Source organism: Pseudonocardia charpentierae (assembly GCF_031845345.1).
GTDB lineage: Bacteria > Actinomycetota > Actinomycetes > Mycobacteriales > Pseudonocardiaceae > Pseudonocardia > Pseudonocardia charpentierae.
Window position 1 is genome coordinate 54722 of sequence record NZ_JAVREJ010000021.1, and the last position, 21074, is coordinate 75795.

18 protein-coding genes and 1 pseudogene are annotated in these 21074 nt (G+C 73.6%); 6 read left to right on the plus strand and 13 right to left on the minus strand.

Features of this window, described 5'->3' with window-relative positions:
• Nucleotides 1-58: 58 nt before the first annotated feature.
• The 5 genes and pseudogenes from ruvX to shbA all read right to left on the minus strand — a co-directional run.
• Nucleotides 59-490 (minus strand): Holliday junction resolvase RuvX, encoded by a 432-nt coding sequence (gene ruvX, locus RM445_RS24970; RefSeq protein ID WP_311559281.1) that lies wholly within the window; start codon nucleotides 488-490, stop codon nucleotides 59-61.
• Complete coding sequence (gene alaS, locus RM445_RS24975) at nucleotides 487-3150, minus strand: alanine--tRNA ligase (protein ID WP_311559282.1); 2664 nt, start codon at nucleotides 3148-3150, stop codon at nucleotides 487-489. The genes ruvX and alaS overlap by 4 nt, the downstream gene beginning before the upstream one ends.
• A 95-nt stretch (nucleotides 3151-3245) precedes the next feature.
• Entirely contained in the window at nucleotides 3246-3563 is a 318-nt protein-coding gene (locus RM445_RS24980; protein ID WP_311559283.1) for a hypothetical protein, read from the minus strand.
• The gene (locus RM445_RS24985) at nucleotides 3560-3964 is read right to left on the minus strand and encodes a DUF948 domain-containing protein (protein WP_311559284.1); all 405 of its coding nucleotides are present in this window, start codon (nucleotides 3962-3964) and stop codon (nucleotides 3560-3562) included. The genes RM445_RS24980 and RM445_RS24985 overlap by 4 nt, the downstream gene beginning before the upstream one ends.
• A gap of 442 nt (nucleotides 3965-4406) precedes the next feature.
• Nucleotides 4407-5051: pseudogene (gene shbA, locus RM445_RS24990) on the minus strand (RNA polymerase sigma factor ShbA); the annotation flags it as partial.
• Between the two features lie 402 nt (nucleotides 5052-5453).
• Here shbA and RM445_RS24995 point away from each other — a divergent pair.
• Nucleotides 5454-6146, plus strand: coding sequence for a TetR/AcrR family transcriptional regulator (locus tag RM445_RS24995; RefSeq protein ID WP_311559285.1), 693 nt, complete (start codon nucleotides 5454-5456; stop codon nucleotides 6144-6146).
• Between the two features lie 31 nt (nucleotides 6147-6177).
• Here the strand turns inward: RM445_RS24995 and rocD are convergent, their stop codons facing one another.
• The 3 genes from rocD to RM445_RS25010 form a co-directional block, all read right to left on the minus strand.
• Nucleotides 6178-7419: an ornithine--oxo-acid transaminase gene (gene rocD, locus RM445_RS25000; protein WP_311559317.1), complete on the minus strand. Its 1242-nt coding sequence runs from the start codon at nucleotides 7417-7419 to the stop codon at nucleotides 6178-6180.
• A 98-nt stretch (nucleotides 7420-7517) separates the two neighbouring features.
• On the minus strand, nucleotides 7518-8303 hold the full coding sequence (gene ddaH, locus RM445_RS25005; protein WP_311559318.1) for a dimethylargininase: 786 nt from the start codon (nucleotides 8301-8303) through the stop codon (nucleotides 7518-7520).
• Nucleotides 8304-8580: 277 nt separating this feature from the next.
• Nucleotides 8581-9051 (minus strand): Lrp/AsnC family transcriptional regulator, encoded by a 471-nt coding sequence (locus RM445_RS25010; RefSeq protein WP_311559286.1) that lies wholly within the window; start codon nucleotides 9049-9051, stop codon nucleotides 8581-8583.
• Between the two features lie 36 nt (nucleotides 9052-9087).
• Between RM445_RS25010 and RM445_RS25015 the strand changes: the two genes are divergently transcribed.
• Entirely contained in the window at nucleotides 9088-10338 is a 1251-nt protein-coding gene (locus RM445_RS25015; protein ID WP_311559287.1) for an arginine deiminase, read from the plus strand.
• Nucleotides 10339-10458: 120 nt separating this feature from the next.
• On the opposite strand, the gene RM445_RS25020 is transcribed toward RM445_RS25015, so the two are convergent.
• Together RM445_RS25020 and RM445_RS25025 are read right to left on the minus strand one after the other, a co-directional pair.
• The gene (locus tag RM445_RS25020) at nucleotides 10459-11832 is read right to left on the minus strand and encodes a replication-associated recombination protein A (RefSeq protein WP_311559288.1); all 1374 of its coding nucleotides are present in this window, start codon (nucleotides 11830-11832) and stop codon (nucleotides 10459-10461) included.
• 32 nt (nucleotides 11833-11864) lie between these two features.
• Nucleotides 11865-12869 (minus strand): hypothetical protein, encoded by a 1005-nt coding sequence (locus RM445_RS25025; RefSeq protein WP_311559289.1) that lies wholly within the window; start codon nucleotides 12867-12869, stop codon nucleotides 11865-11867.
• Nucleotides 12870-13001: 132 nt separating this feature from the next.
• On the opposite strand from RM445_RS25025, the gene RM445_RS25030 reads away from it, so the two are divergent.
• The 3 genes from RM445_RS25030 (at nucleotide 13002) to RM445_RS25040 (ending at nucleotide 15015) form a co-directional block, all read left to right on the plus strand.
• A complete protein-coding gene (locus tag RM445_RS25030) occupies nucleotides 13002-13505 on the plus strand; it encodes an Lrp/AsnC family transcriptional regulator (protein ID WP_311559290.1) in 504 nt (167 codons plus the stop codon).
• Between the two features lie 13 nt (nucleotides 13506-13518).
• Entirely contained in the window at nucleotides 13519-14676 is a 1158-nt protein-coding gene (locus RM445_RS25035) for an aminotransferase class I/II-fold pyridoxal phosphate-dependent enzyme (protein WP_311559291.1), read from the plus strand.
• A gap of 111 nt (nucleotides 14677-14787) precedes the next feature.
• On the plus strand, nucleotides 14788-15015 hold the full coding sequence (locus RM445_RS25040) for a hypothetical protein (protein ID WP_311559292.1): 228 nt from the start codon (nucleotides 14788-14790) through the stop codon (nucleotides 15013-15015).
• Between the two features lie 16 nt (nucleotides 15016-15031).
• Here RM445_RS25040 and RM445_RS25045 read toward each other — a convergent pair whose 3' ends face one another.
• The 3 genes from RM445_RS25045 to RM445_RS25055 all read right to left on the minus strand — a co-directional run bounded on the left by RM445_RS25045 (nucleotide 15032) and on the right by RM445_RS25055 (nucleotide 20459).
• Nucleotides 15032-16240, minus strand: a complete 1209-nt coding sequence (locus RM445_RS25045; protein WP_311559293.1) for a hypothetical protein — start codon at nucleotides 16238-16240, stop codon at nucleotides 15032-15034.
• Between the two features lie 82 nt (nucleotides 16241-16322).
• Nucleotides 16323-18137, minus strand: a complete 1815-nt coding sequence (gene aspS / locus RM445_RS25050; protein ID WP_311559294.1) for an aspartate--tRNA ligase — start codon at nucleotides 18135-18137, stop codon at nucleotides 16323-16325.
• Between the two features lie 81 nt (nucleotides 18138-18218).
• On the minus strand, nucleotides 18219-20459 hold the full coding sequence (locus RM445_RS25055; RefSeq protein ID WP_311559295.1) for an intein-containing Rv2578c family radical SAM protein: 2241 nt from the start codon (nucleotides 20457-20459) through the stop codon (nucleotides 18219-18221).
• Nucleotides 20460-20545: 86 nt separating this feature from the next.
• Between RM445_RS25055 and RM445_RS25060 the strand changes: the two genes are divergently transcribed.
• Nucleotides 20546-21073, plus strand: a complete 528-nt coding sequence (locus RM445_RS25060) for a gluconokinase (RefSeq protein WP_311559296.1) — start codon at nucleotides 20546-20548, stop codon at nucleotides 21071-21073.
• The last annotated feature ends 1 nt before the right edge of the window (nucleotide 21074 follow it).

The window sequence follows — 21074 nt, forward strand, 5'->3', positions numbered from 1 at the left end:
GCCGGAGCGTAACCGTCGGACCAGGGTGTCGCCGATGCCCCCCGGCGCCGGTGCCGGGTCAGCGACGTGCGTCGAGCCAGCCCTGCAGGATGGCGACCGCCGCGACCTGGTCCACGACGGCCCGCTGCCGCCGCCCCTTCCGGCCGCTCTCGCGCATCTGGCGGGTGGCGACGACCGTCGTGAGCCGCTCGTCGGAGAACTCGATCGGCACCTCCAGGCGCCCCGCCAGCGCCTCGGCGAAAGCCCGTGCCGCATCGGCCGCCGGGCCCTCCCGCCCGGCCAGCGTGCGGGGCAGGCCCACGACGACGCCGACGACCTCGTGCTCGGCGACGAACCCGGCGATCGTGTCGAGGTCGGTGCCGTGCCCCACGTCCCGGGCGACGGTGGCCAACGGCGTGGCCAGCACCCCGTCCGGATCGCTGAGGGCGACGCCGACGCGCACGGCGCCGACGTCGATCCCCAGCCGGCGGCCCCGGTCGGGGCCGGTCACGCCGCGGCGACGGCCCGGCGCAGCGCGTCGAGCGCGGCCGGCACGCCCGACGGGTCCGAGCCGCCGCCCTGCGCGAGGTCCGGCTTCCCCCCGCCGCGGCCGCCCACCGCGGGGGCGAACGCGGGCACGAGCTTGCCGGCGGCCAGACCCCGGTCGCGGGCGGCCGACGTCGTCGCGACCACGAACGACACCTTCCCGTCCGTCGCGGAGAACAGCGCGACCACACCCGGCCGGGCGCCGAGCCGGCCGCGGACGTCCGAGGCCAGCGCGCGCAGGTCGTTGCCGCTCACACCCTCGGGCACGGCTGCGGCGACGACCGCGACCCCGCCGACGTCGTCGGCCCCGTCGGCCAGCGCACCGGCCGACGACAGCACGGCGTCCGCGCGGACCTTCTCCAGCTCGCGCTCGGCCAGCCGCAGCCGCTCGACCACGCCGCCGATCCGCTCGGGCAGCTCCTCGGGGCGGGCCTTGAACTGCTCGGCGAGCTGCGAGACGAGCACGTGCTCGCGGGCGAGGTAGCGGAACGCGTCGATGCCGACCAGCGCCTCGACCCGGCGCACGCCCGAGCCGATCGAGCTCTCCGAGAGGAGCTTGACCAGGCCCAGCTGTCCGGAGCGGTGCACGTGCGTGCCCCCGCACAGCTCGCGGGAGTAGTCGCCGATCTCCACGACGCGGACCTGGTCGCCGTACTTCTCCCCGAACAGCGCCATCGCCCCGATGCGGCGGGCCTCGTCCTGGGTGGTGACGAACGCCCGCACCTCCTCGTCGTCCTGCAGTACGGCGTTGACCTCGTCCTCGACCTCGTCGAGCACCGAGACGGGCACCGCACCGGCGGGCGAGGTGAAGTCGAACCGCAGCCGGCCGGGGGCGTTGAGCGAGCCGGCCTGAGCGGCGGCGTCGCCCAGGTGCTTGCGCATGCCGGCGTGCACGAGGTGCGTGGCGGAGTGCGAGCGCGACACCGCGCCCCGGCGGCCGGTGTCGACCTCGGCCGACACCACCGCGTCGACGGTGGCCTCGCCGTCGGTGACCCGGCCGCGGTGTACGACCAGGCCGGTGACCGGCGACTGCACGTCGTCGACCGCCACGGTGAAACCATCGCCGCGGATGACGCCGGCGTCCGCCTGCTGGCCGCCGCCCTCGGCGTAGAAGGGCGTGCGGTCCAGCACGACCTCGACGGCGGTGCCCGCCCCCGCCGCCGGCACGCCGACCCCGTCCACGACGAGTCCGACGATCCGCGACTCGCTGGTCAGGTCGGTGTAGCCGAGGAACTCGGTGTCGCCTGCCGTGTCGAGCACCGCGCGGTACGCGCCCATGTCGCCGTGCCCGGTCTTGCGGGCCTTGGCGTCGGCCTTGGCGCGGGTCCGCTGCTCCTCCATGAGGGTGCGGAAACCCTGCTCGTCGACGGCCAGCCCGGCCTCCGACGCCATCTCCAGCGTGAGGTCGATCGGGAAGCCGTAAGTGTCGTGCAGCTGGAAGGCCTTGTCGCCTGCCAGCTGCGCGCCCCCCGCCTGCTTGGTCGCGGCGACCGCCGTGTCGAAGATCCGCGAGCCGGCGGTGAGGGTCTGCAGGAAGGCGTCCTCCTCGGCCCGGACGATCGCGGAGATCCGCTCGAAGTCCGTGGCCAGCTCCGGGTACGACGGGCTCATCTCGTCGCGGACCACCTCGGCGAAGCTCTGCAGCACCGGCTCGTTCACGCCGAGCAGCCGCGACGAGCGCACGATCCGCCGCAGCAGCCGGCGCAGCACGTAGCCGCGGCCCTCGTTGCCGGGCGTCACCCCGTCGCCGATGATCATGACGCCCGACCGGGCGTGGTCGGCGATGACGCGGAAGCGGACGTCGTCGACGGGGTCGGCGCCGTAGCGGCGGCCCGAGAACTCCTCGGCGCGGCTGATCACCGGGCGGACGAGGTCCGTCTCGTAGACGTTGCCCACGCCCTGCAGGAGCGTCGCGACCCGCTCGATGCCGAGCCCGGTGTCGATGTTCTTGCGCGGCAGCTCCCCGACCGGCGGGTGGCCCTCCTTGGGCGACAGCTCGCCGCGCACGTCCTGCATGAAGACGAGGTTCCAGATCTCCAGGTACCGGTCCTCGTCGGCCTCCGGGCCGCCGTCGCGGCCGTGCTCGGGCCCGCGGTCGTAGTAGATCTCCGAGCAGGGGCCGCCGGGACCGGGCACGCCCATGTCCCAGTAGTTGTCCTTCCCGCTGCGCCGCTGGATCCGCTCGTCCGGGAGCCCGGCGATCCGCCGCCACAGGTCGGCGGCCTCGTCGTCGTCGAGGTAGACGGTCACCCAGAGGCGGTCGGGATCGAAGCCGTAGCCGCCGGCGTCCTGGCTCGAGGTGACCAGGTTCCAGGCGTGTTCGATGGCGCCGGCCTTGAAGTAGTCGCCGAAGGAGAAGTTGCCGGCCATCTGGAAGAAGGTGTTGTGCCGGGTGGTCCGGCCGACCTCGTCGATGTCGCCGGTGCGGACGCACTTCTGGATCGACGTGGCCCGCGGGTACGGCGGGGGCGCCTCGCCGAGGAAGTACGGCTTGAACTGCACCATGCCGGCGTTGACGAACAGCAGGGTCGGGTCGTCGAGGATCAGCGAGGCACTCGGAACGCGGGTGTGCCCGGCATCGACGAAGTGCTGGGTGAAACGGCGGGCGATCTCGTGGGTCTGCACGTCTTGCCTTCTCTGGCTGCGGAGCGGACGGGGTGCGGCACGGCAGGGGGACGACCCGGGGCGGGCGCTGCGAGGCGGCCCGGCACGTCCGGGCGTCAGGCCCCTGCCCGGCGCGCTCGGCCCCGCGACGGCGCCTGCGGCGCGGCCGGCGGCTCCTGCAGAGCCTCACCCAGTGTGGGCACGCTTCCACCCGTACGCCGCTCGAGGAGCTGCGTCAGCTCCTGCTCGCGGGTCTCCATCCCGGCCCGGACCTCGGCGCCGAACGCACCCAGGCCCGCACCCAGCTCGCGCAGGCCGTCGGCGAGGTTCGCGCCGATCCCGGCGGGCGTGAGGTTCTGTGCGGCATCGGCGGCGCGCCTGGTCAGGTACGCGCCCGCGGCGAGCCCGACGCCGAGCCAGAACAGGCGCTTCACTTCCGCCGCCCCCGACGGCCGCGGCGCCGCGAGTGCGCTCCGGCGTCCTTGCCCTCTCGGCGGGCCTTGACGGCCTTGCTCAGCCCGTAGGACAGGGCGGCGGCGCGGACGAGCGGGCCGCCGAGCGTGGCGGTGAACAGCGACGTGAGCACGGAGACGTTCGTGCTCACGGTGCGCGCCCCGGCGGTGATGCCGTCTACCCGTTCGAGCTGGGTGTTGACCTGCCGCAACGTGGTCTGCGCGTCGTCGAGCAACGGCGCGCTGCCCTCGTGCGCCTTCCGGATCGCCACAGTGGCCTCGTCGAGGGTCCGCCCCAGCTTGAGCAGCGGGACGGCCATGAGCAGCACGAGAACGACGAACGCTCCGGCGGCGACCAGCGCAGCGATCTGACCAGCCGACACTGGGCCTCCTCCTGTCCGACGCCGCTGCTGCCGACGCCCGCGATGATCGCGGACAGGTTACTCCCTGGCGCCGTTCCCGCTGCGTGGACCCTGTGATGGGGGCCGGACCGGACGTGGCCCGACATGCCGGTGCCGGCCCGGGGGATCCCGGACCGGCACCGTTCGGAGATGAGTAGGTGAGACCGGTTCAGCCGCGCTTGTACGGGGACGGCTTGCGCGGTGCCGGGATCGGGAGGACGGGCTCCGGCTCGTTCGCGAAGAACGCCGCCATGGCGTCGATCGCGACGTCGTCGGCCGCCGCGACGTCCGGGTCGATGTCGAGTTCCTCCGGACGCACGGCGTCGACGAGGCCGGCTCCGAGCCCGGAGAACTCCTCCACGTCGGCGACCACGGCGTGGTCGGTGCCCATGCGCTCGGCGACCGCGAGCCCGCGGGCTCCCGACTCGCCCAGGAGGATCTTGCGCAGCCGGCCCAGCGCACGGTGTTGGGTGACCCGGACGGCGCCCGGCGTGGACCGCACCGCCTGCGCGGTCTCCTCTGCTGACAGCCCGACGGCCAGCCGCAGCACCAGGACCTCGCGCTGACGCGGGGTCAGGTGGGCGAGGAGCTTGCCCAGCCGGGCGGACATCTCGGCCGCGAGCAGGCGGTGCTCGGGGCCGTCCGCCGTGACCGGGCCGTCGGGCAGGTCCGCCACCGGCTCGGCGCGGTTGCGCCCGATCGCCCGGAAGGCGTCGGTGACCTTGTGCGCGGCGATCCCGTAGACGAACGCGCGGAAGGACAGTCCCTTGAGCTGGTAGTTGGGCAGCGCGCTGACGACGGCCATGCAGACGTCCTGTGCGACGTCGTCCGCCGAGCCCATCAGCGACTCCTGGCGACCCAGGCGGGCCCGGCAGTACTTGAGCACCAGCGGGTGGATCAGCACGAGCAGCTCGTCGCGGGCGCGGAAATCGCCGCCCACGGCGCCTGCGACGAGCGTGTCGATCATCGCTCGGGTGTCGGTCTCCCCCTCGAGCGGGGAGACGCGCTGCTCCGGACCGGGTGACGCGAACGCGTCGGGACCCAGGGTCGGAACGGTGAAACCGGTCATGGGCAGGACCGCCGTGGCGGTGCTGCCGGTGCTGCCGGTGGTGACGGGATGAACGCGGGCTTCGTGGTCTCGAGTGGACAAGCCGGCGGTCATCGGATCGTGGCAGAGCAGGTCATCGTCGGGTTCCCCTCCCGGACGAGGTGGCGCGAGGCCACTTCGGTCAACGCCGCCTGCACGGTTGACCCCGGCGCAGACGACCGTGCTGCAAGGAGGAGCCGAGCTCGCGCCGGGTGTATACGCTTCCCCGACGATGATCCGGCCCGATACTTCGACTCCCCCGGTCCCGTTCGGCTGTGCCCTGCCGTTCGGGAGCCCTGCTCGGTGTGAGCGTCACCATCTTGGGCGACACCCCAATTTGAGTCAAGTGCAGATCGGGCCGTGAACGGTTACCCTCCGGTCACAATGGAGACGTCCGACCCCACGCGAGAGCGCGCGTCAGAGTCACGTGCCCGCGCCGCACGGACGAAGCGTGACCGCACACGTGCGGCGCTGCTGAGCGCCGCCGACCCCGCGTTCGCCGCACGCGGCTGGGCGCGGACCCGCGTGGAGGACATCGCGTCGGCGGCGGGAGTGAGCAACGCCACGGCGTACAACCACTTCCCCAGCAAGCACGCCCTGATCGGGCACGTCTACGCGCCGCTGCTGCAGACGCTCCGGACCCAGGCCTACCGTGACCTCGCGACCGGACGCCCGGTGGTACCCGCGCTGACCGAGCACCTGCGCGCGCTGGTCCGGATCAGCTGGCGCAACCGCGGGCTCACGGCCGCGCTGTCGGCGGGGATCGCGGACTACGCGGTCAAGGTCGGCCGCCCCGCCGATCCGAACGACGAGAACGACCCCCGCGTGCTCGCTCCGATGGCGGCCGTGGTGATCGAGCTGATCTCCCGCGGCCAGGCGACGGGCGAGCTCCGGCCGTGGCCGCCGGCCGACGAGATCGGCACGATGGTCATCGACCTCCTGCTGATCAGGGCGGTCGGCCGCCCGCACGACCCCCCGGAGCTCACCGCCGAGCTGATGCTGACGCTGCTGTTCGGCGTCCTGCGGCCGGACCTGCTGGCCGAGACCGGCCCCGACGGCCGCCCGTTCCGCTCCTGAGGCCGGCCGGATCCGTTCAGCCCGGACCGGTTCAGCCCAGATCGGCGAGGACCGCCGCGAGGGCGTCGACGGCGAACGCGATCTCGTCGACCGTCGCCACCAGCGGTGGGGACAGGCGCAGCGTGGCGCCGTGCGTGTCCTTGGCCAGCACCCCGCGCCGCGCCAGAGCCGCGCAGACGTCGCGGCCGCTCCCCAGCCGCGGGGCGACGTCGATCCCCGCCCACGGCCCCGCCGTGCGCACCGCGACGAGACCGTGGCCCACCAGTGCGTCCAGTCGCGTCGCCAGCTCTCCGCCGAGCACCCGCGCGTGGGCGAGCACGGCGGGGTCGCCCAGCAGGTCGACCACCGCGCTGCCGACCGCGCACGCCAGCGGATTGCCCCCGAACGTGCTGCCGTGCTGCCCGGGTCGCAGGACGCCGAGCACCGCCTCGTCCGCCACCACGGCGGACAGCGGCAGGATTCCGCCGCCCAGGGCCTTGCCCAGCAGGTAGACGTCGGCGTCGACGCCCGCGGAGCGGGTCGCCAGCAGGTGCCCGGTGCGCCCGAGGCCGGACTGCACCTCGTCGGCCACCATCAGCACACCGGCCCGGTCACAGATGCGGCGGACCGCGGCCAGGTATCCGGGCGGAGGCACGACGACCCCGGCCTCGCCCTGGATCGGCTCCAGCAGCACCGCCACGGTGTCCGGCGTGATCGCCGCGGCGAGCGCGTCGGCGGCGGGATCGTCAGGGCCGAAGGGCACCACGTCGAAACCGGGCGTGAACGGGCCGAACCCGCCCCGGGCGTCCGGGTCCGTGGAGAACCCGACGATCGTGGTGGTGCGCCCGTGGAAGCCGCCCGCCATGACCGCGATCCGCGCCCGGTCCTCGGCCACGCCGCGCACCTCGTAGCCCCACTTCCGCGCCACCTTGATGCCGCTCTCGACCGCTTCGGCGCCGGTGTTCATCGGCAGCACCATGTAGTTCTTGCCGGGGTCCTTGCCCAGCAGCTCGGCGAGAGCGGAGCAGAACGGGCCGATGCGGTCGTTGCCGAACGCCCTGCTGGTGAGCGTGACCCGGTCGAGCTGGCGGTGCGCCGCCGCGACGAGCGCGGGGTGGCGGTGGCCGAAGTTGAGCGCCGAGTAGCCGGCCAGGCAGTCGAGGTAGCGACGGCCGTCGACGTCCGTCACCCACGCGCCCTCGGCGTCGGTGACCACGACCGGCAGCGGGTGGTAGTTGTGCGCCGAGTGGCGCGCCATCAGCTCCTCGTGCCGGACCGTCTCGGCGGACACCATGGGGTCGGGCAGTATCGCGGTCACGGCGCCACCTCGCTGGCGCTCGGCAACGCCGCGCCCGCGCGGTGCTGTGTCGAATGATGACCTCGCAAGCTCGGTCATGTACGTACCTCCAGCGTGCAGCACTTCGGTCCGCCGCCGCCCTTGAGCAGCTCGGACAGATCGACGGGGACGGGGACGAACCCGCGCTCGGCCACCGCGGCGGCCAGCCGGGTGGCCCTGACGGGCAGCACGACGTGCCGGCCGTCGGAGACGGCGTTCAGCCCGAGGACGGCGGCGTCGGCCGGGTCGGCGACCACGGCGTCCGGGAAGCGCTCCTGCAGCACCGCCCGCGAGGCGGGCGTGAACGCCTCGGGCAACCACGCGAGGGTCGTGGCGTCGAGCACGGCGATCGCGGTGTCGAGGTGGTAGTACCGCGGGTCGACCAGCTCCAGCGACACGATCTCGCGCCCGAACACCCGGGCGGCCTCCGCGTGGGCCCGAGGGTCGGTGCGGAACCCGTGGCCGGCGAGGATCACGGCGTCCGGTCCCGAGCCGACGACGAGCAGGTCGCCCTCGCCCTCGTTGACGAACTCCGGCTCGACCACGCACGTCCCGGCCCACCGGAACCACGTGGCGTGCGCGACGGCCTCGGCGGCCCGCTGCGGATGGCGGAACCGGGCGGCGAGCACGGTGCCGTCGACGACGGTGGCGCCGTTCGCGGCGTAGACCATGTCCGGCAGGCCCGGCACCGGCGCGAGCAGGTCGACGCGGTGCCCGAGATCGAGGTAGGTGCGGCGCAGCTCCTCCCACTGCGCGAGGGCGAGCCGTCGGTCGACGACGGTCCCGGGCAGCATCCACGGGTTGATCGCGTACTCGACGGCGAAGTGCGTGGGCGGGCACATGAGGTACCGGCGGGGCGTCGCGGTCCGGACCGGGGTCCGGGCCCCGCCCAATTCCTCGGGGACGGCGACCGGGTCGGGCACGACTGCGGTCATGAGGCGCTCCTCGGAGGGGTCGAAGGGGCGGCTGCGACGTCGAGGCCCGGCTACTTTCACGGTAGGAACCAGACGACGCACGAACAATCCGGATCCGTTGCCCCTGACGGCACCAACGGTGCGCAGATCTGGCCGACGACGCGCATTCGTTGCGTAACAAGGCGGCAACACGCCGAAGTCGGGATCAGGGCGCCTCGTGCAGCGGCGTCACCGGGCGCCGCAGCAACGCCGACAGCACCAGCACCGACTTCGTGCGCGCCACGAACGCCTGCGCGCCGATCTGCTCGAGCACCCGCTCGAAGTGCTGCATGTCGGCGGCCACGATCCGCAGCAGCGCGTCCGCCTCTCCCGAGATCGTGCTCGCGTCGACCACCTCAGGGAACCGGGCGATCGCCGCGCGGATCGCCTGCGGCGGCGTGCTGGCCCGGCAGTACAGCTCGACGTAGCCCTCGACCGTCCAGCCCAGCGCCCCCGGCTCCAGCCGCACGGTGAACCCGGCGATCGCCCCGCCCGCCCGCAACCGGTCCACCCGGCGCTTGACCGCCGACGCCGTCAGCCCCACGCGGGCACCGATGTCGGCGAAGCTGCGGCGGGCGTCCTCGACGAGCAGCGTGATGATGTTCTCGTCGACGGGATCGAGGCGCACGCCGCTCATCTCACCATCGGCGCCCACCGGTGGTGAGATGGCGCAATGACCGGTTCCTCCGCCGTCACGGCCGGGCTCTTCAGGGTCGACTCCGAGGTCGGGCGCCTGCGCCAGGTGATCCTGCACCGCCCCGGCACCGAGATGCTGCGCCTGACCCCCGGCAACAAGGACCGCCTGCTGTTCGACGACGTCCTGTGGGTGCACCGCGCCCAGCAGGAGCACGACCGCTTCGCCGAGGTGCTGCGCGAGCAGGGCGTCACGGTGCATCTGTTCGCCGACCTGCTGCGGAACACGCTCGAGGTGCCCGAGGCCCGCCGCCACGTCCTCGACAAGATCTTCGACGAGCGCGTCTACGGCCCGATGGCCATCGACGCGCTGCGCAACGCCTTCGACGCGTTCGACGAAGACACCCTCGCGGAGCACCTCGTCAGCGGCATCACGAAGCGGGAGCTGCTCGCGCGGATCCCCGAACCGCGCTCGATCGTCCTGCACGCCCTCGGGCCCGACGACTTCGTGCTCGAACCGCTGCCCAACCACCTCTACACGCGCGACGCCTCGGCCTGGATCGGCACGGGCGTCTCGATCAACAGCATGCGCAAGCTCGCCCGCGTCCGGGAGACCGCGAACTACGAGGCGATCTACCGGTGGCACCCGCTGTTCGCCGACACCGGGTTCCCGGTGTGGTCGGCGGGGTCGGAGAACGGCGTCGCGACGACCGAGGGCGGCGACATCCTCGTGCTCGGCGGCGGTGCCGTGCTCGTCGGCATGAGCGAGCGAACGACGGCCGCGGGGGTCGAGCGCCTGGCCCGGCAGCTGTTCGCGGGCGGCGAGGTGAGCCGCATGGTCGCGGTGCGGCTGCCGGCGACGCGCTCGATGATGCACCTCGACACCGTGATGACCATGGTCGATCCGGAGACGTTCACGAAGTACGCCGGGCTGGGGATGCTGCCGACCTACACCGTCGAGCCGGGCGACTCGGAGAAGGAACTCAAGGTCACCGACCACGACCCGGACCAGATGCACGACGCGATCGCCGCGGCGCTGGGGCTGTCCGCGATCCGGGTGCTGACCACCGACCAGGACGTCCACGCGGCCGAGCGCGAGCAGTGGGACGACGGGTGCAACGCGCTCGCGGTGGCGCCCGGCGCGGTGATCACCTACGAGCGCAACGAGGCGACCAACACGAACCTGCGCGCGAATGGGATCGAGGTGTTGGAGATCCCGGGCGGCGAGCTGGGCCGCGGCCGCGGCGGGCCGCGGTGCATGAGCTGCCCGATCGAGCGCGACCCCGTGTAACCCGAACGGCCCCCGAAGCGGGGCGCGTGAGCTCAGCATGGTGGCTTTGCTGCACTCCGACCGCAGCAAAGCCACCATGCTGCGAACCCGGAGCCCACTCGTTCGGCCGACGGCCGGCCGTCAGCTCCGCTCCGATCGCTCCCCGCGGACCACCCGCCGCAGCTTCGGCAGCCGCTCCGCCAGCACCCGCTCGGCGCCGTGCGTCGACGGCTCGTAGTAGTCGCGGCCCACCAGCCCGTCCGGCGGGTACTGCTGGGCCAGCACCGCGCCCTCGACGTCGTGCGGGTAGCGGTAGCCGACCGCGTTGCCCAGCTTCTGCGCGCCCGCGTAGTGCCCGTCGCGCAGGTGCGGCGGCACGGGGCCGGCGGCGCCGGCCCGCACGTCCGCCATCGCCGCGTCGATCGCCGTGATGACCGCGTTCGACTTCGGCGCGGTGGCCAGGTGCACGGTGACCTGGGCGAGCGCGATCCGGGCCTCCGGCAGCCCGACGAGCGCGACGACCTGCGCCGCGGCCACGGCAGCGGGCAGGGCCGTCGGGTCGGCCAGCCCGACGTCCTCGCTGGCGTGGATCATGAGTCGCCGGGCGACGAACCGCGGGTCCTCCCCCGCCACCAGCATCCGGGCCAGGTAGTGCAGCGCCGCGTCGGGGTCACTGCCCCGGATGGACTTGATGAAGGCGCTGATGACGTCGTAGTGCTGGTCGCCCGCCCGGTCGTAGCGCACCGCCGCCTCGGTCACGGCACGCTCCACGGCGGTGACGTCGATCTCGGTGCCACCGCCCGCGCCCACCCCGTCCGCGGCTGCCTCCAGCGCCGTCAGCGCTCGCCGCGCATCGCCGCTCGCGAGGCGGACGAGCGCGGCCTCCGCCTCGGGCACCAGCGTCACCGCCCCGCCCAGTCCGCGCGGTTCGGCCACGGCGCGGCGCAGCAGGGTGCGCACGTCGTCGTCGTCGAGCGGCTGCAGCGAGAGCACCAGCGACCGCGACAGCAGCGGTGCGACGACCGAGAACGACGGGTTCTCCGTCGTCGCGGCCACCAGCAGGACGAGCCGGTCCTCGACGGCACCGAGCAGCGCGTCCTGCTGCGTCTTGGAGAACCGGTGCACCTCGTCGACGAACAGCACCGTCTGCTGGCCCAGCCGGTCGCGGCGGCGCTTGGCGTCGTCGATCACGGTACGCAGCTCGCGGACACCCGACGACAGTGCCGACAACGCCACGAAGTGCCGGTTCCCCACGCCGGCCAGAAGCTGCGCCAGCGTGGTCTTGCCCGTGCCCGGCGGCCCGTAGAGCAGCACCGACGCCGCCGCCCCGCCCTCGACCAGCCGGCGCAGCGGTGCTCCGGGGCGCAGCAGGTGCGCCTGTCCCACGACCTCGTCCACCGCCCGCGGCCGCATCCGCACGGCGAGCGGTGCGGTCGCCGACGGCCCGCCGGTCGCGGGCGGATCCGGTTCGTGCAGGTCGAAGAGGCCGTGACTACCGTCCTGGCTGGTACTCATCACGCCCAGCCTGCCACCGCTGGACCCGGCCGCTACGGCCGGTCGAGCTCGGCGGCCAGGGCCGGGGTGGTGACCGCGGGGTTCTCCCGGTTCCGCAGGGTCGCGTAGGTGACGACCGCGACGCCGACCGACGCGAACGTGACCGGCAGCGTGAGGATGTTGCGCAACAGGTCCGCGACGAACCCGTCCGGGCCCACCAGGGCGGTGATGATCGTGCCGGCGATCGCGGAGTAGATCAGCGCGGCGAGCACGAAGGTGAGCAGCCGCCCGAGCGTCTGTCCGAACGCCGGGTTGACCAGCGCGAACGTGCGGCCGAGCCCCTCCCGCTCGAACATGATCACGCCGGTGAGCGTGGCGCCGAAGACGACGAGGAGGTAGATGCCCGGCAGGACGAGCACGAGGAACCCGAGCGTGACGAGGATGCCGGCGAGCAGGCCCCAGCCCAGCAGCGGCAGCGCCCGGCCCGCGGCGAAGGTGAGCGCCGGTCCGGCACCGACCTCCTGGCCCGACGCCTGCTTGCCGACGACGTACACCGAGGCGCCCTGGGCGAGCAGCGCGACCACGAAGAGGATGAGCGAGCCGACGACGCCGACGATCATGCCGGCGACCGACACCACGGTGGAGTCGGTTCCGGCGGCCGCGGTGACGATCGCGGCGACGAGCATGCCGGGCACGACGGTGGCGAGCTGGATGATCAGCAGCGGCTGCCAGCTGCGGCTGAGCACGCCGATGACCTTCGACCACCAGTCCGAGAAGGACATGGCCACCAGCGGGTCCGCAGCGGGGTAGGCGCCGGGGTAGGCCGGTTGACCGCCGCCGTACTGCCCGGGCGGGTACTGCGCACCGGGGTACTGGCCGGCCGGGTACTGGCCGCCGCCGGGGTACTGACCCGCCGGATCCGGGCTGCTGGGGTACTGGTGCCCGGGGTACGGGTTGCCCGGGTACTGGCCCGGCTCGGGAGGAGGGCCGCCGTAGGGCGGTCCGGCGTCGGGACGGGGCGGTTCGCCACTGCCCGGATACGGTGGGGATGTCGACATGGGACCCGACGGTAGGGGCGAGTTCCGCTGCTGAAACCGCCCGCGGCCGGTTGTCACCGGTTCGTGACCGACGTTCGCCCGCAGGATCGCGGACCGCGCCGGGGGCCGGATCGCATCGCATAGGGTCGGAACGTGCGGGAGATCCTGGAACTGCTCGAGCGCGATGCGCACCTGTCCCACGACACCATCGCGACGATGACGGGGTTGCCGCTCGAGCAGGTGGCGGCGCAGGTCGCGGAGTGGCAGGCGAGCGGGGTCATCCGCCGCTACACGGCGGTGATCGACTGGGACCGCGCCGCCGCGGCGGCCGGGCCCGACAGCATCCCCGAGACCGTCACCGCCTTCATCGACGTCGCGGTCGCCCCCGCCCGCTCCGTCGGCTTCGACGACGTGGCGGAGCGGATCTCCCGCTTCCCCGAGGTGCGCAGCGTCTACCTGGTCTCGGGAGGCCACGACCTGCGGTGCACCGTCACCGGGCGCAACATCCGGGCCGTCTCCGACTTCGTGTCGCAGAAGCTCTCGACGATCGAGCGGGTGCAGGCCACCGCCACCCACTTCGTGCTCAAGGCCTACAAGCGCGACGGCGTCGCGTTCGCCGAGCCCGAGCCCGACCACCGCCTGCGCGTCACCCCCTGAGGAGCACACGGCAGTGAAGCCGCTCAACGACGTGATCACCGCCTGTCCCCCGTCCGGGATCCGGCGGTTCTTCGACATTGCCGCCGAGATGGACGACGTCATCTCCCTCGGCGTCGGCGAACCCGACTTCGTCACGCCCTGGCGGATCCGCGAGGCCGGGATCTACGCACTCGAGCACGGGTACACCACGTACACCTCCAACGCGGGCCTGCCGAAGCTCCGCAGGCTCATCTGCACCGACCAGGCGTCGCGCTACGGCGCGCACTACGCGTGGGACACCGAATGCCTCATCACCACGGGCGTCTCCGAAGGACTCGACCTGGCGCTGCGGGTACTGCTCAACCCGGGTGACGAGGTGATCATCCCGGAACCCTGCTACGTGGCGTACGAGCCATGCGTGCGGTTCGCGGGCGGCGTGCCCGTCACCGTCGCGACGCGCTGGGAGGACGACTTCGCCGTCGACGCCGCTCGAGTGGCGGACGCCGTCACCCCGCGCACGAAGGCCATCCTGCTCGGCTCGCCCGCGAACCCGACCGGCGCGGTGCAGCCCCGCGCGTCGCTGGAGGCGCTGGTGGCGCTGGCGCAGGAACGTGACCTGTACCTGGTCTCGGACGAGATCTACGACCGGCTCACCTACGAGGGCCGCCACTCCTGCCTGGGCGCGCTGCCCGGGGCGCGCGACCGCACGGTGGTGCTCGGCGGGTTCTCCAAGGCCCAGGCGATGACCGGCTGGCGGGTCGGGTGGATCTGCGCGCCCGAGGAGATCGCGCAGCTGTGCGTGCGGGTCCACCAGTACACGATGCTGTGCGCCCCGCACGTCTCCCAGCTCGCCGCGGTGGAGGCGCTCGAGCACGCCGACGACGACGTCGCCGCGATGGTCGCCGACTACGACCGCAGGCGGCGGGTGTTCGTGAAGGGGCTGCGCGAGATCGGTCTCGACTGCCCGGAGCCGTCGGGGGCCTTCTACGCGTTCCCCTCGATCCGCCGCTCGGGGCTGGACTCGGAGACCTTCGCCGAGCGCCTGCTGCACGAGCACAAGGTGGCGGTGGTGCCCGGCAACGTGTTCGGACCGTCCGGCGAGGGCCACGTGCGGTGCTCGTACGCCACCGCGCTGCCGCTGCTGGAGGAGGCGCTGGAGCGCATGGGGCGGTTCCTCGCGTCGGTGAACTGATCGAGGCTGAACCGACCGGTTTGTCACCACGACGCTGCAAGCGTGTATCGACACGCCGTGTTACGGCGGGCCGGGTGGGCATGCAGGTGTGTGCTGCGCCATCCTCGGCGGATGGACCTCGCCCACCCACCACTGGACACTCCACTGGATACCGCGGACCGGCCGTGCCGGGGCTGCGGCCGGCACCGCGCCGCCGACGGCGCCCGAGCGATGGCCTGGAGCAGCGAACACGCGCCCGACGGCGTGGTGACGTTCGTCTGCCCCGGCTGCACCCGCGCCGACATCGGCCAGATCGAGGCCGGTCTACCGTGCCTCGTCCACCACAGCCCGGCGGCCTAACGACACCGGTCGCCCGTCAGGCCACCGACCGCAAGGCGGGGAAGACCGCGAGCCCCTCCGGCGCGTCGGGAAACCGCCTGCGCAGAGCCGCGACGACCGCCGCGGCGAGCTCCGCCGTCGCTCCCCGCCCGTGCTCGGTCGCGGCCGCGCCCAGCTCCCGCCAGTAGTGCGCGAGTGCGGTACTGATCCGCGGAGACCGTGCCGCGTCGGGCCCGATCGGGGTGTCGCGCCCCCCGGACTCCGGGTCCGGCAGCCGCGGCAACAGCCACCAGGTGCACAGCCACACCCACATCAGCTGGGCGTCGAGCAGGCGGCGTTGCAGCCGCTCCGGCTCGTCCAGCTCCGGCCAGACCCCGGCGATCTCGGTCCGCCATGCCTCCACCAGCGCCGCCGCCAGCTTCGGCGGCAGCGCGAAGCTCGCCTCGCACGCCGGGAAGGGCACGCGGAAGTAGGCGGCGTCGAGCACGATGTCGCGGAAGCAACCCCACTCGAAGTCGACGAACCGGACGCCCCTGCTCGTCACGAGGTTGTTGTCCGGACAGGTGTCCGACGGGCTGAACGCCCGGTAGCGGGTACCGCCGAGCAGCCGGACCGTCTCGTGGGCCTGCGCGACGGCCTCGGCCCCCACCGTCACGCCGAGCCGGGCGTCGAGCAGGCCGGGCAGCCCGGCGAGGGCGGTCCGGGCGTCCTCGGCCATCGGGTCGCGCCAGGCCCGTTCGCCCTGACGGCGCAGGAGCGCCCCGAAGTCGCCCTCCAACCCTGCCGTGGCCGCCTGCATCCTGCCCAGCGCGCGGGCCCAGCCGAGCAGGCAGCGCTGCGCGGCCTCGGCGTCGGGCCCGAACAGCTTGTCGGCCAGCGTCGAGCTGCGGCCGAGGTCTTCGAGCACGAGCAGCCGCGCGTCGGGGTCGTGGGCGATCAGCACGGGACTGGAGCGATCGTCGGCGGGCAGCGCCGTGAACAGCTGGCAGCTGGCGACCTCGTAGTGGAACGGGTCGGGCCGGTCCGGGGCCGGCGCGGCCACGTAGTGCTTCACCACGAGGGTCCGCGGCAGCGAGAACGGGTTGCGGGCCACCCGGGCCCGGGCGACGACCGACCGGTCGCTGCCACCCAGGTCTTCAGGATCGGCCAGGACGATGCCCGCACCGGCACGCTTGCTGAGCACGCGCTCGGCGGCCGCCAGCGCGGCGAGCACCGGCCTGGGAGGGTCGCCCAGGTCGTGAACCATCGTCGTCGACCCTACCCCTGCTCGGTCCGCCGGATACCTGATCCGGCCGCATTCACCGGCCGCGCGCCAGGCGGCACCCCGGTCAGTTCGGTGCCGCGACGTCCGGGGCCGTCGGCGACTCCCCCGGTCCGGCCGGCGGCTTCGCGTCGACGCCCGCCTCGCGGCGCTGCGCGGGCGTGATCGGCGCGGGCGCCGAGGTCAGCGGGTCGAAGCCGTTGCCCGTCTTCGGGAAAGCGATGACCTCGCGCAGCGAGTCGGCACCGGCGAGCAGCATGCACGTGCGGTCCCAGCCCAACGCGATCCCGCCGTGCGGAGGCGGCCCGAACTGGAACGCGTCGAGCAGGAACCCGAACTTCTCGCGCTGCTCGTGCTCGTCCATCCCGAGCAGGCCGAAGACCCGCTCCTGCACGTCCGCGCGGTGGATACGGATCGACCCACCGCCGATCTCGTTGCCGTTGCAGACGATGTCGTAGGCGTAGGCCAGTGCGTTCGCCGGGTCGTCCTCGAACCGGTCGATCCACTGCTCGTTCGGCGAGGTGAACGGGTGGTGCACGGCGGTCCAGCCCAGCTCGTTCCCCTTGTCGTCCCTGATCCTCTCGAACATCGGGGCGTCGACGACCCAGACGAACGACCAGGCGCTCTCGTCGATCAGCCCGCACCGGCGGGCGATCTCCCCGCGAGCGGCACCGAGCAGCGCACGGGCGTCCGCCGGGTGCCCGGCCCCGAAGAAGATCGCGTCGCCCGGCTCGGCGCCGGCAGCCTTCGCCAGACCGTCGCGCTCGGCGTCGGAGAGGTTCTTGGCCACGGGGCCGCCGAGCGTGCCGTCGTCCGCGACCGTCACGTACGCCAGCCCGCGGGCGCCCCGTTGCCGGGCCCACTCCTGCCAGGCGTCGAACTGCCGCCGCGGCTGGCTCGCCCCGCCCGGCATCACGACCGCGCCGACGTACGGAGCCTGGAACACGCGGAACGGGGTGTCCGAGAAGTACTCGGTGAGGTCGGTCAGCTCGACGGCGAACCGCAGATCCGGCTTGTCCGAGCCGTAGCGGGCCATCGCGTCGGCGTAGGTGAGGCGCGGGATCGGCCGCGGGATCTCGTAACCCGCCAGCCGCGACCACAGCGCGCCGACGATCGCCTCGCCCAGCTCGATGACGTCGTCCTGCTCGACGAAGCTCATCTCGATGTCGAGCTGGGTGAACTCCGGCTGGCGGTCGGCCCGGAAGTCTTCGTCGCGGTAGCAGCGGGCGATCTGGTAGTAGCGCTCCGTGCCCGCGACCATCAGCAGCTGCTTGAACAGCTGTGGGCTCTGCGGCAGCGCGTACCAGGAGCCGGGCTTGAGACGGGCGGGGACGAGGAAGTCGCGGGCGCCCTCGGGTGTGGAGCGGGTGAGCGTCGGCGTCTCGACCTCGACGAAGTCGCGCTGGTGCAGGACCTCGCGGGCGATCCGGTTGACCTCGCTGCGCAGGCGCAGGGCCGCGGCCGGCCCGGACCGGCGCAGGTCCAGGTAGCGGTAGCGCAGCCGGATCTCCTCGCCGACCTCGCTGTACTCGTCGACGGGGAACGGCAGGGGGGCCGACTCCGACAGCACCGTCAGAGCGGTGGCGGTGATCTCGACGGCCCCGGTGGGCAGATCCGGGTTCTCGTTCCCCGCCGGGCGGGCGACGACCTCGCCGACGACCTGCACGCAGAACTCCGCCCGCAGGCGGTGCGCCCGCTGCTCCAGATCCTCCAGGGCCATCTCGCCCTCGCGGAACACGACCTGGACCGAGCCCGACCGGTCGCGGAGATCGATGAAGATCACGCCGCCGTGGTCGCGGCGGCGGGCCACCCACCCGGCCAGGGTCACGGTCTGTCCGACGTGCTCGGTCCGCAGGGTGCCGGCGTCGTGCGTGCGCATCACGGTTCGAGGCTATCCGGGAGCCCCGGGTGACCGGCCACCAGGTTTCCGACCCGCCCGGCGGCGGCGGACCGCCGGCCGCACTCACAGCAGGCTCAGCTGATCGGGAGCGTCGTGCGGCACCGCATTGGCCGCGGCCCGCCCTCGGCCGGCCGCGACGGAGCGGTGCAGCCCGATCGAGCCGGGCACGGCACCCGCCGCCGCGCCAGGTTCCGACCCTGTGCGCCCGGCCCGCGGCAGGGGCGCGATCTCGCCGGCGAGCCCGTGGCGGCGCAGCAACGGCGCCACGCGCTCGGCGAGGACGCGGCGGTACGCCGGATCGACGTAGGCCCCCCGCCGGTAGAGCCGGGCGTAGGGCTCCACCAGCGCGGGGTACTCGCGGGCCAGCCACACCTGGAACCACTCGCGGGCTCCCGGCCGCAGGTGCAGCGCCATCACCGTCGCCCCCGTGGCGCCCGCGTCCGCGATCCGTGCGAGCAGCGCATCGAGCGCCTCGCTCGAGTCGGTGAGCATCGGCAGCACCGGCGCGACCATCACCCCGCACGGCAGTCCGGCGTCGGTGATGCGCCGCACCAGCTGCAGCCGCGCCTCCGGCGACGGCGCACCCGGCTCGAGCCGGGCCTGCAGCTCCCGGTCCAGCAGCGCGATCGACACGCCGAGCCCGACCGGCACGTCCGCGGCCGCCGCACTCAGCCGGGGCAGGTCGCGACCGAGGACCGTCCCCTTGGTCAGGACGGAGAACGGGGTGCCGGAGCGCGCCAGTGCGTCGATGACATCCGGCATGAGCCGGTAGCGACCCTCGGCACGCTGGTAGGGATCGGTGTTCGTACCCATCGCCACGGGCTCGCGCTGCCATCGCGGCGCCCGCAGCTCGCGGTCGAGGACCCGCGCGACGTTGACCTTGACCACGAGCTCGCGGTCGAAGTCGGCGCCGGCGTCGAGGTCGAGGTAGGTGTGGGTGTTGCGGGCGAAGCAGTTGTGGCTCACGACACCCTCGGCCACGAAGTCGCCTGTGCCGGTGGTGATGTCGAACATCGCGACGGCGCCGCCCACCGGCGAGATGTCGACGACCTCCAGGCCGCCGTCGCCGCCGACCACCGAGCCGGCGAGGCCGCGCAGCCGACTCACCGCGGGGTCGGCGACCGCCAGGAACCGCAGGAGCTCGCGGCCGCCGCCCGCCAACCGCAGCTGCCGGACCGACGGCCGTCGCCGTTGCTCCCCCGGCACCTGCTCCACCGTGAAGGCGAACCCGAGCCGGTGCAGCGCCCCGGCGGCGAGCCCCACGAGCTCTTCGTCGGGGGTGCTCAACCGCAGAACGCCTTCGGTGGTCGCGCCGACGGCGTCCGCCATACCCCCGAGGAACCCGGCGCACCAGTCGTCGTCCGGTTCGGGCGGCCGCCGCGTGACCGCTCCCGCAGACATGAGCCCTCCGGCCGGCCCTGCAGACGGCCCCCCAGGACGTCCGGCGGGCCGCCCGTCGCCCGCACCCGGCCCACGACCTGCGCCGCCGACCCCCACGAGCCGCGGTGCCAGGGTGACGCGGCGGCGTGCCGCGGGCGGGCCGGCGGGGGCGGTGGTGCGGGTGGGCACGCGCTGCACCGCCTCAGTGGCGAGGAGGTGGTGCGCGCGGCCGAGCGCCTCCAGCTCCAGCCGCTCCGACGGGAACGCGTGGTCGATCCGGCCGTCGCGGGCCTGTACGTGCGCGGCCGCGTCGGCACGCACCAGGCCGTGCAGGTAGCCCTGCCGGTAGGACGGGGACGGGGTCCGGGAGGCGGGCAGGGCACCCGGCCCGAGCAGGACGTCGCCCCGCCGCAGCCGCCTGCGCCGCCCGGCCCGGCACCACCCGGGTGCCACGTGCCGCCATCCCCGCCCGGTCAGGAAGCGGTGCTCGCCGCTGGCCACCAGCGTCGTGCCGTCGGCGAGCGTGATCCGGTGGCCGGGCTTCGTCGTCGACCAGTGCGCGAGCACCGGCGTGGGCACGTAGCGGCGGACACCCGCGGCGTCGACGGCGGTGCCCAGCACGACCTCGCCGGGATGCAGGCCGGCGATCGGCCGGGTGCGACCGTCCGCGAGCAGCACCCGGGTCGCCCCGTCGAGGCAGTAGACGCAGGCGTGGCCGCAGCCCCGGTACGGGTTGACGGTCCAGCGGAAGGGGACCGGCGAATCGCCCGGCACCCGGTTCAGCGCGGACTTGGCCTCGACCTCGTGGAACGTCACCCCGGCGAACTCGGGCACGCGTACGGTGCGCAGCAGCCCGCGCAGGCCGGGAAGGGCCAGCTCGGTACCGACCCCGTCATCGAGGACTTGCTGACCACTCCATCGCATGGCTACATTCGAACACATGTTCGAACGACCGACAAGACCCGGCTCCCCGTTCGACGCGGCCGCACCGGGTGCGCCACGCTGCCGTCATGTCCGACGCCGCAGACATTCCCGTCCCCCTGACCCTCGTCGTGATGGGGGTGTCCGGGGTGGGGAAGACCTCGGTCGCGCACGCGCTCGTCGAGCGCACCGGCTGGGTCTTCCAGGAGGGCGACGACCTCCACCCCGCCGCGAACCGGGCGAAGATGGCGGCAGGCACACCGTTGGACGACGACGACCGGTGGCCGTGGCTGCGGCGCATCGCGGCGTGGATCGGCGAGCAGGAAGCCGCCGGGCGCGGCGCCGTCGTCACCTGCTCCGCGCTCCGCCGCAGCTACCGTGACCTGCTGGGCGACGGGCACCCGTCGGTCCGGTTCGTGCACCTGCTGGCATCGGAGGAGGTGCTCGGCGCGCGCGTCTCGCACCGCCACCACGAGTACATGCCTCCCGCGCTGCTGCGGAGCCAGCTCGACACCCTCGAACCTCTCGCCGACGACGAGCCGGGCGTGCGGGTGGAGACCGACGGCGATCCGGCGGCCGTCGCCGACCGCGCACTGGCGGCACTCGCGGACGGGTGAC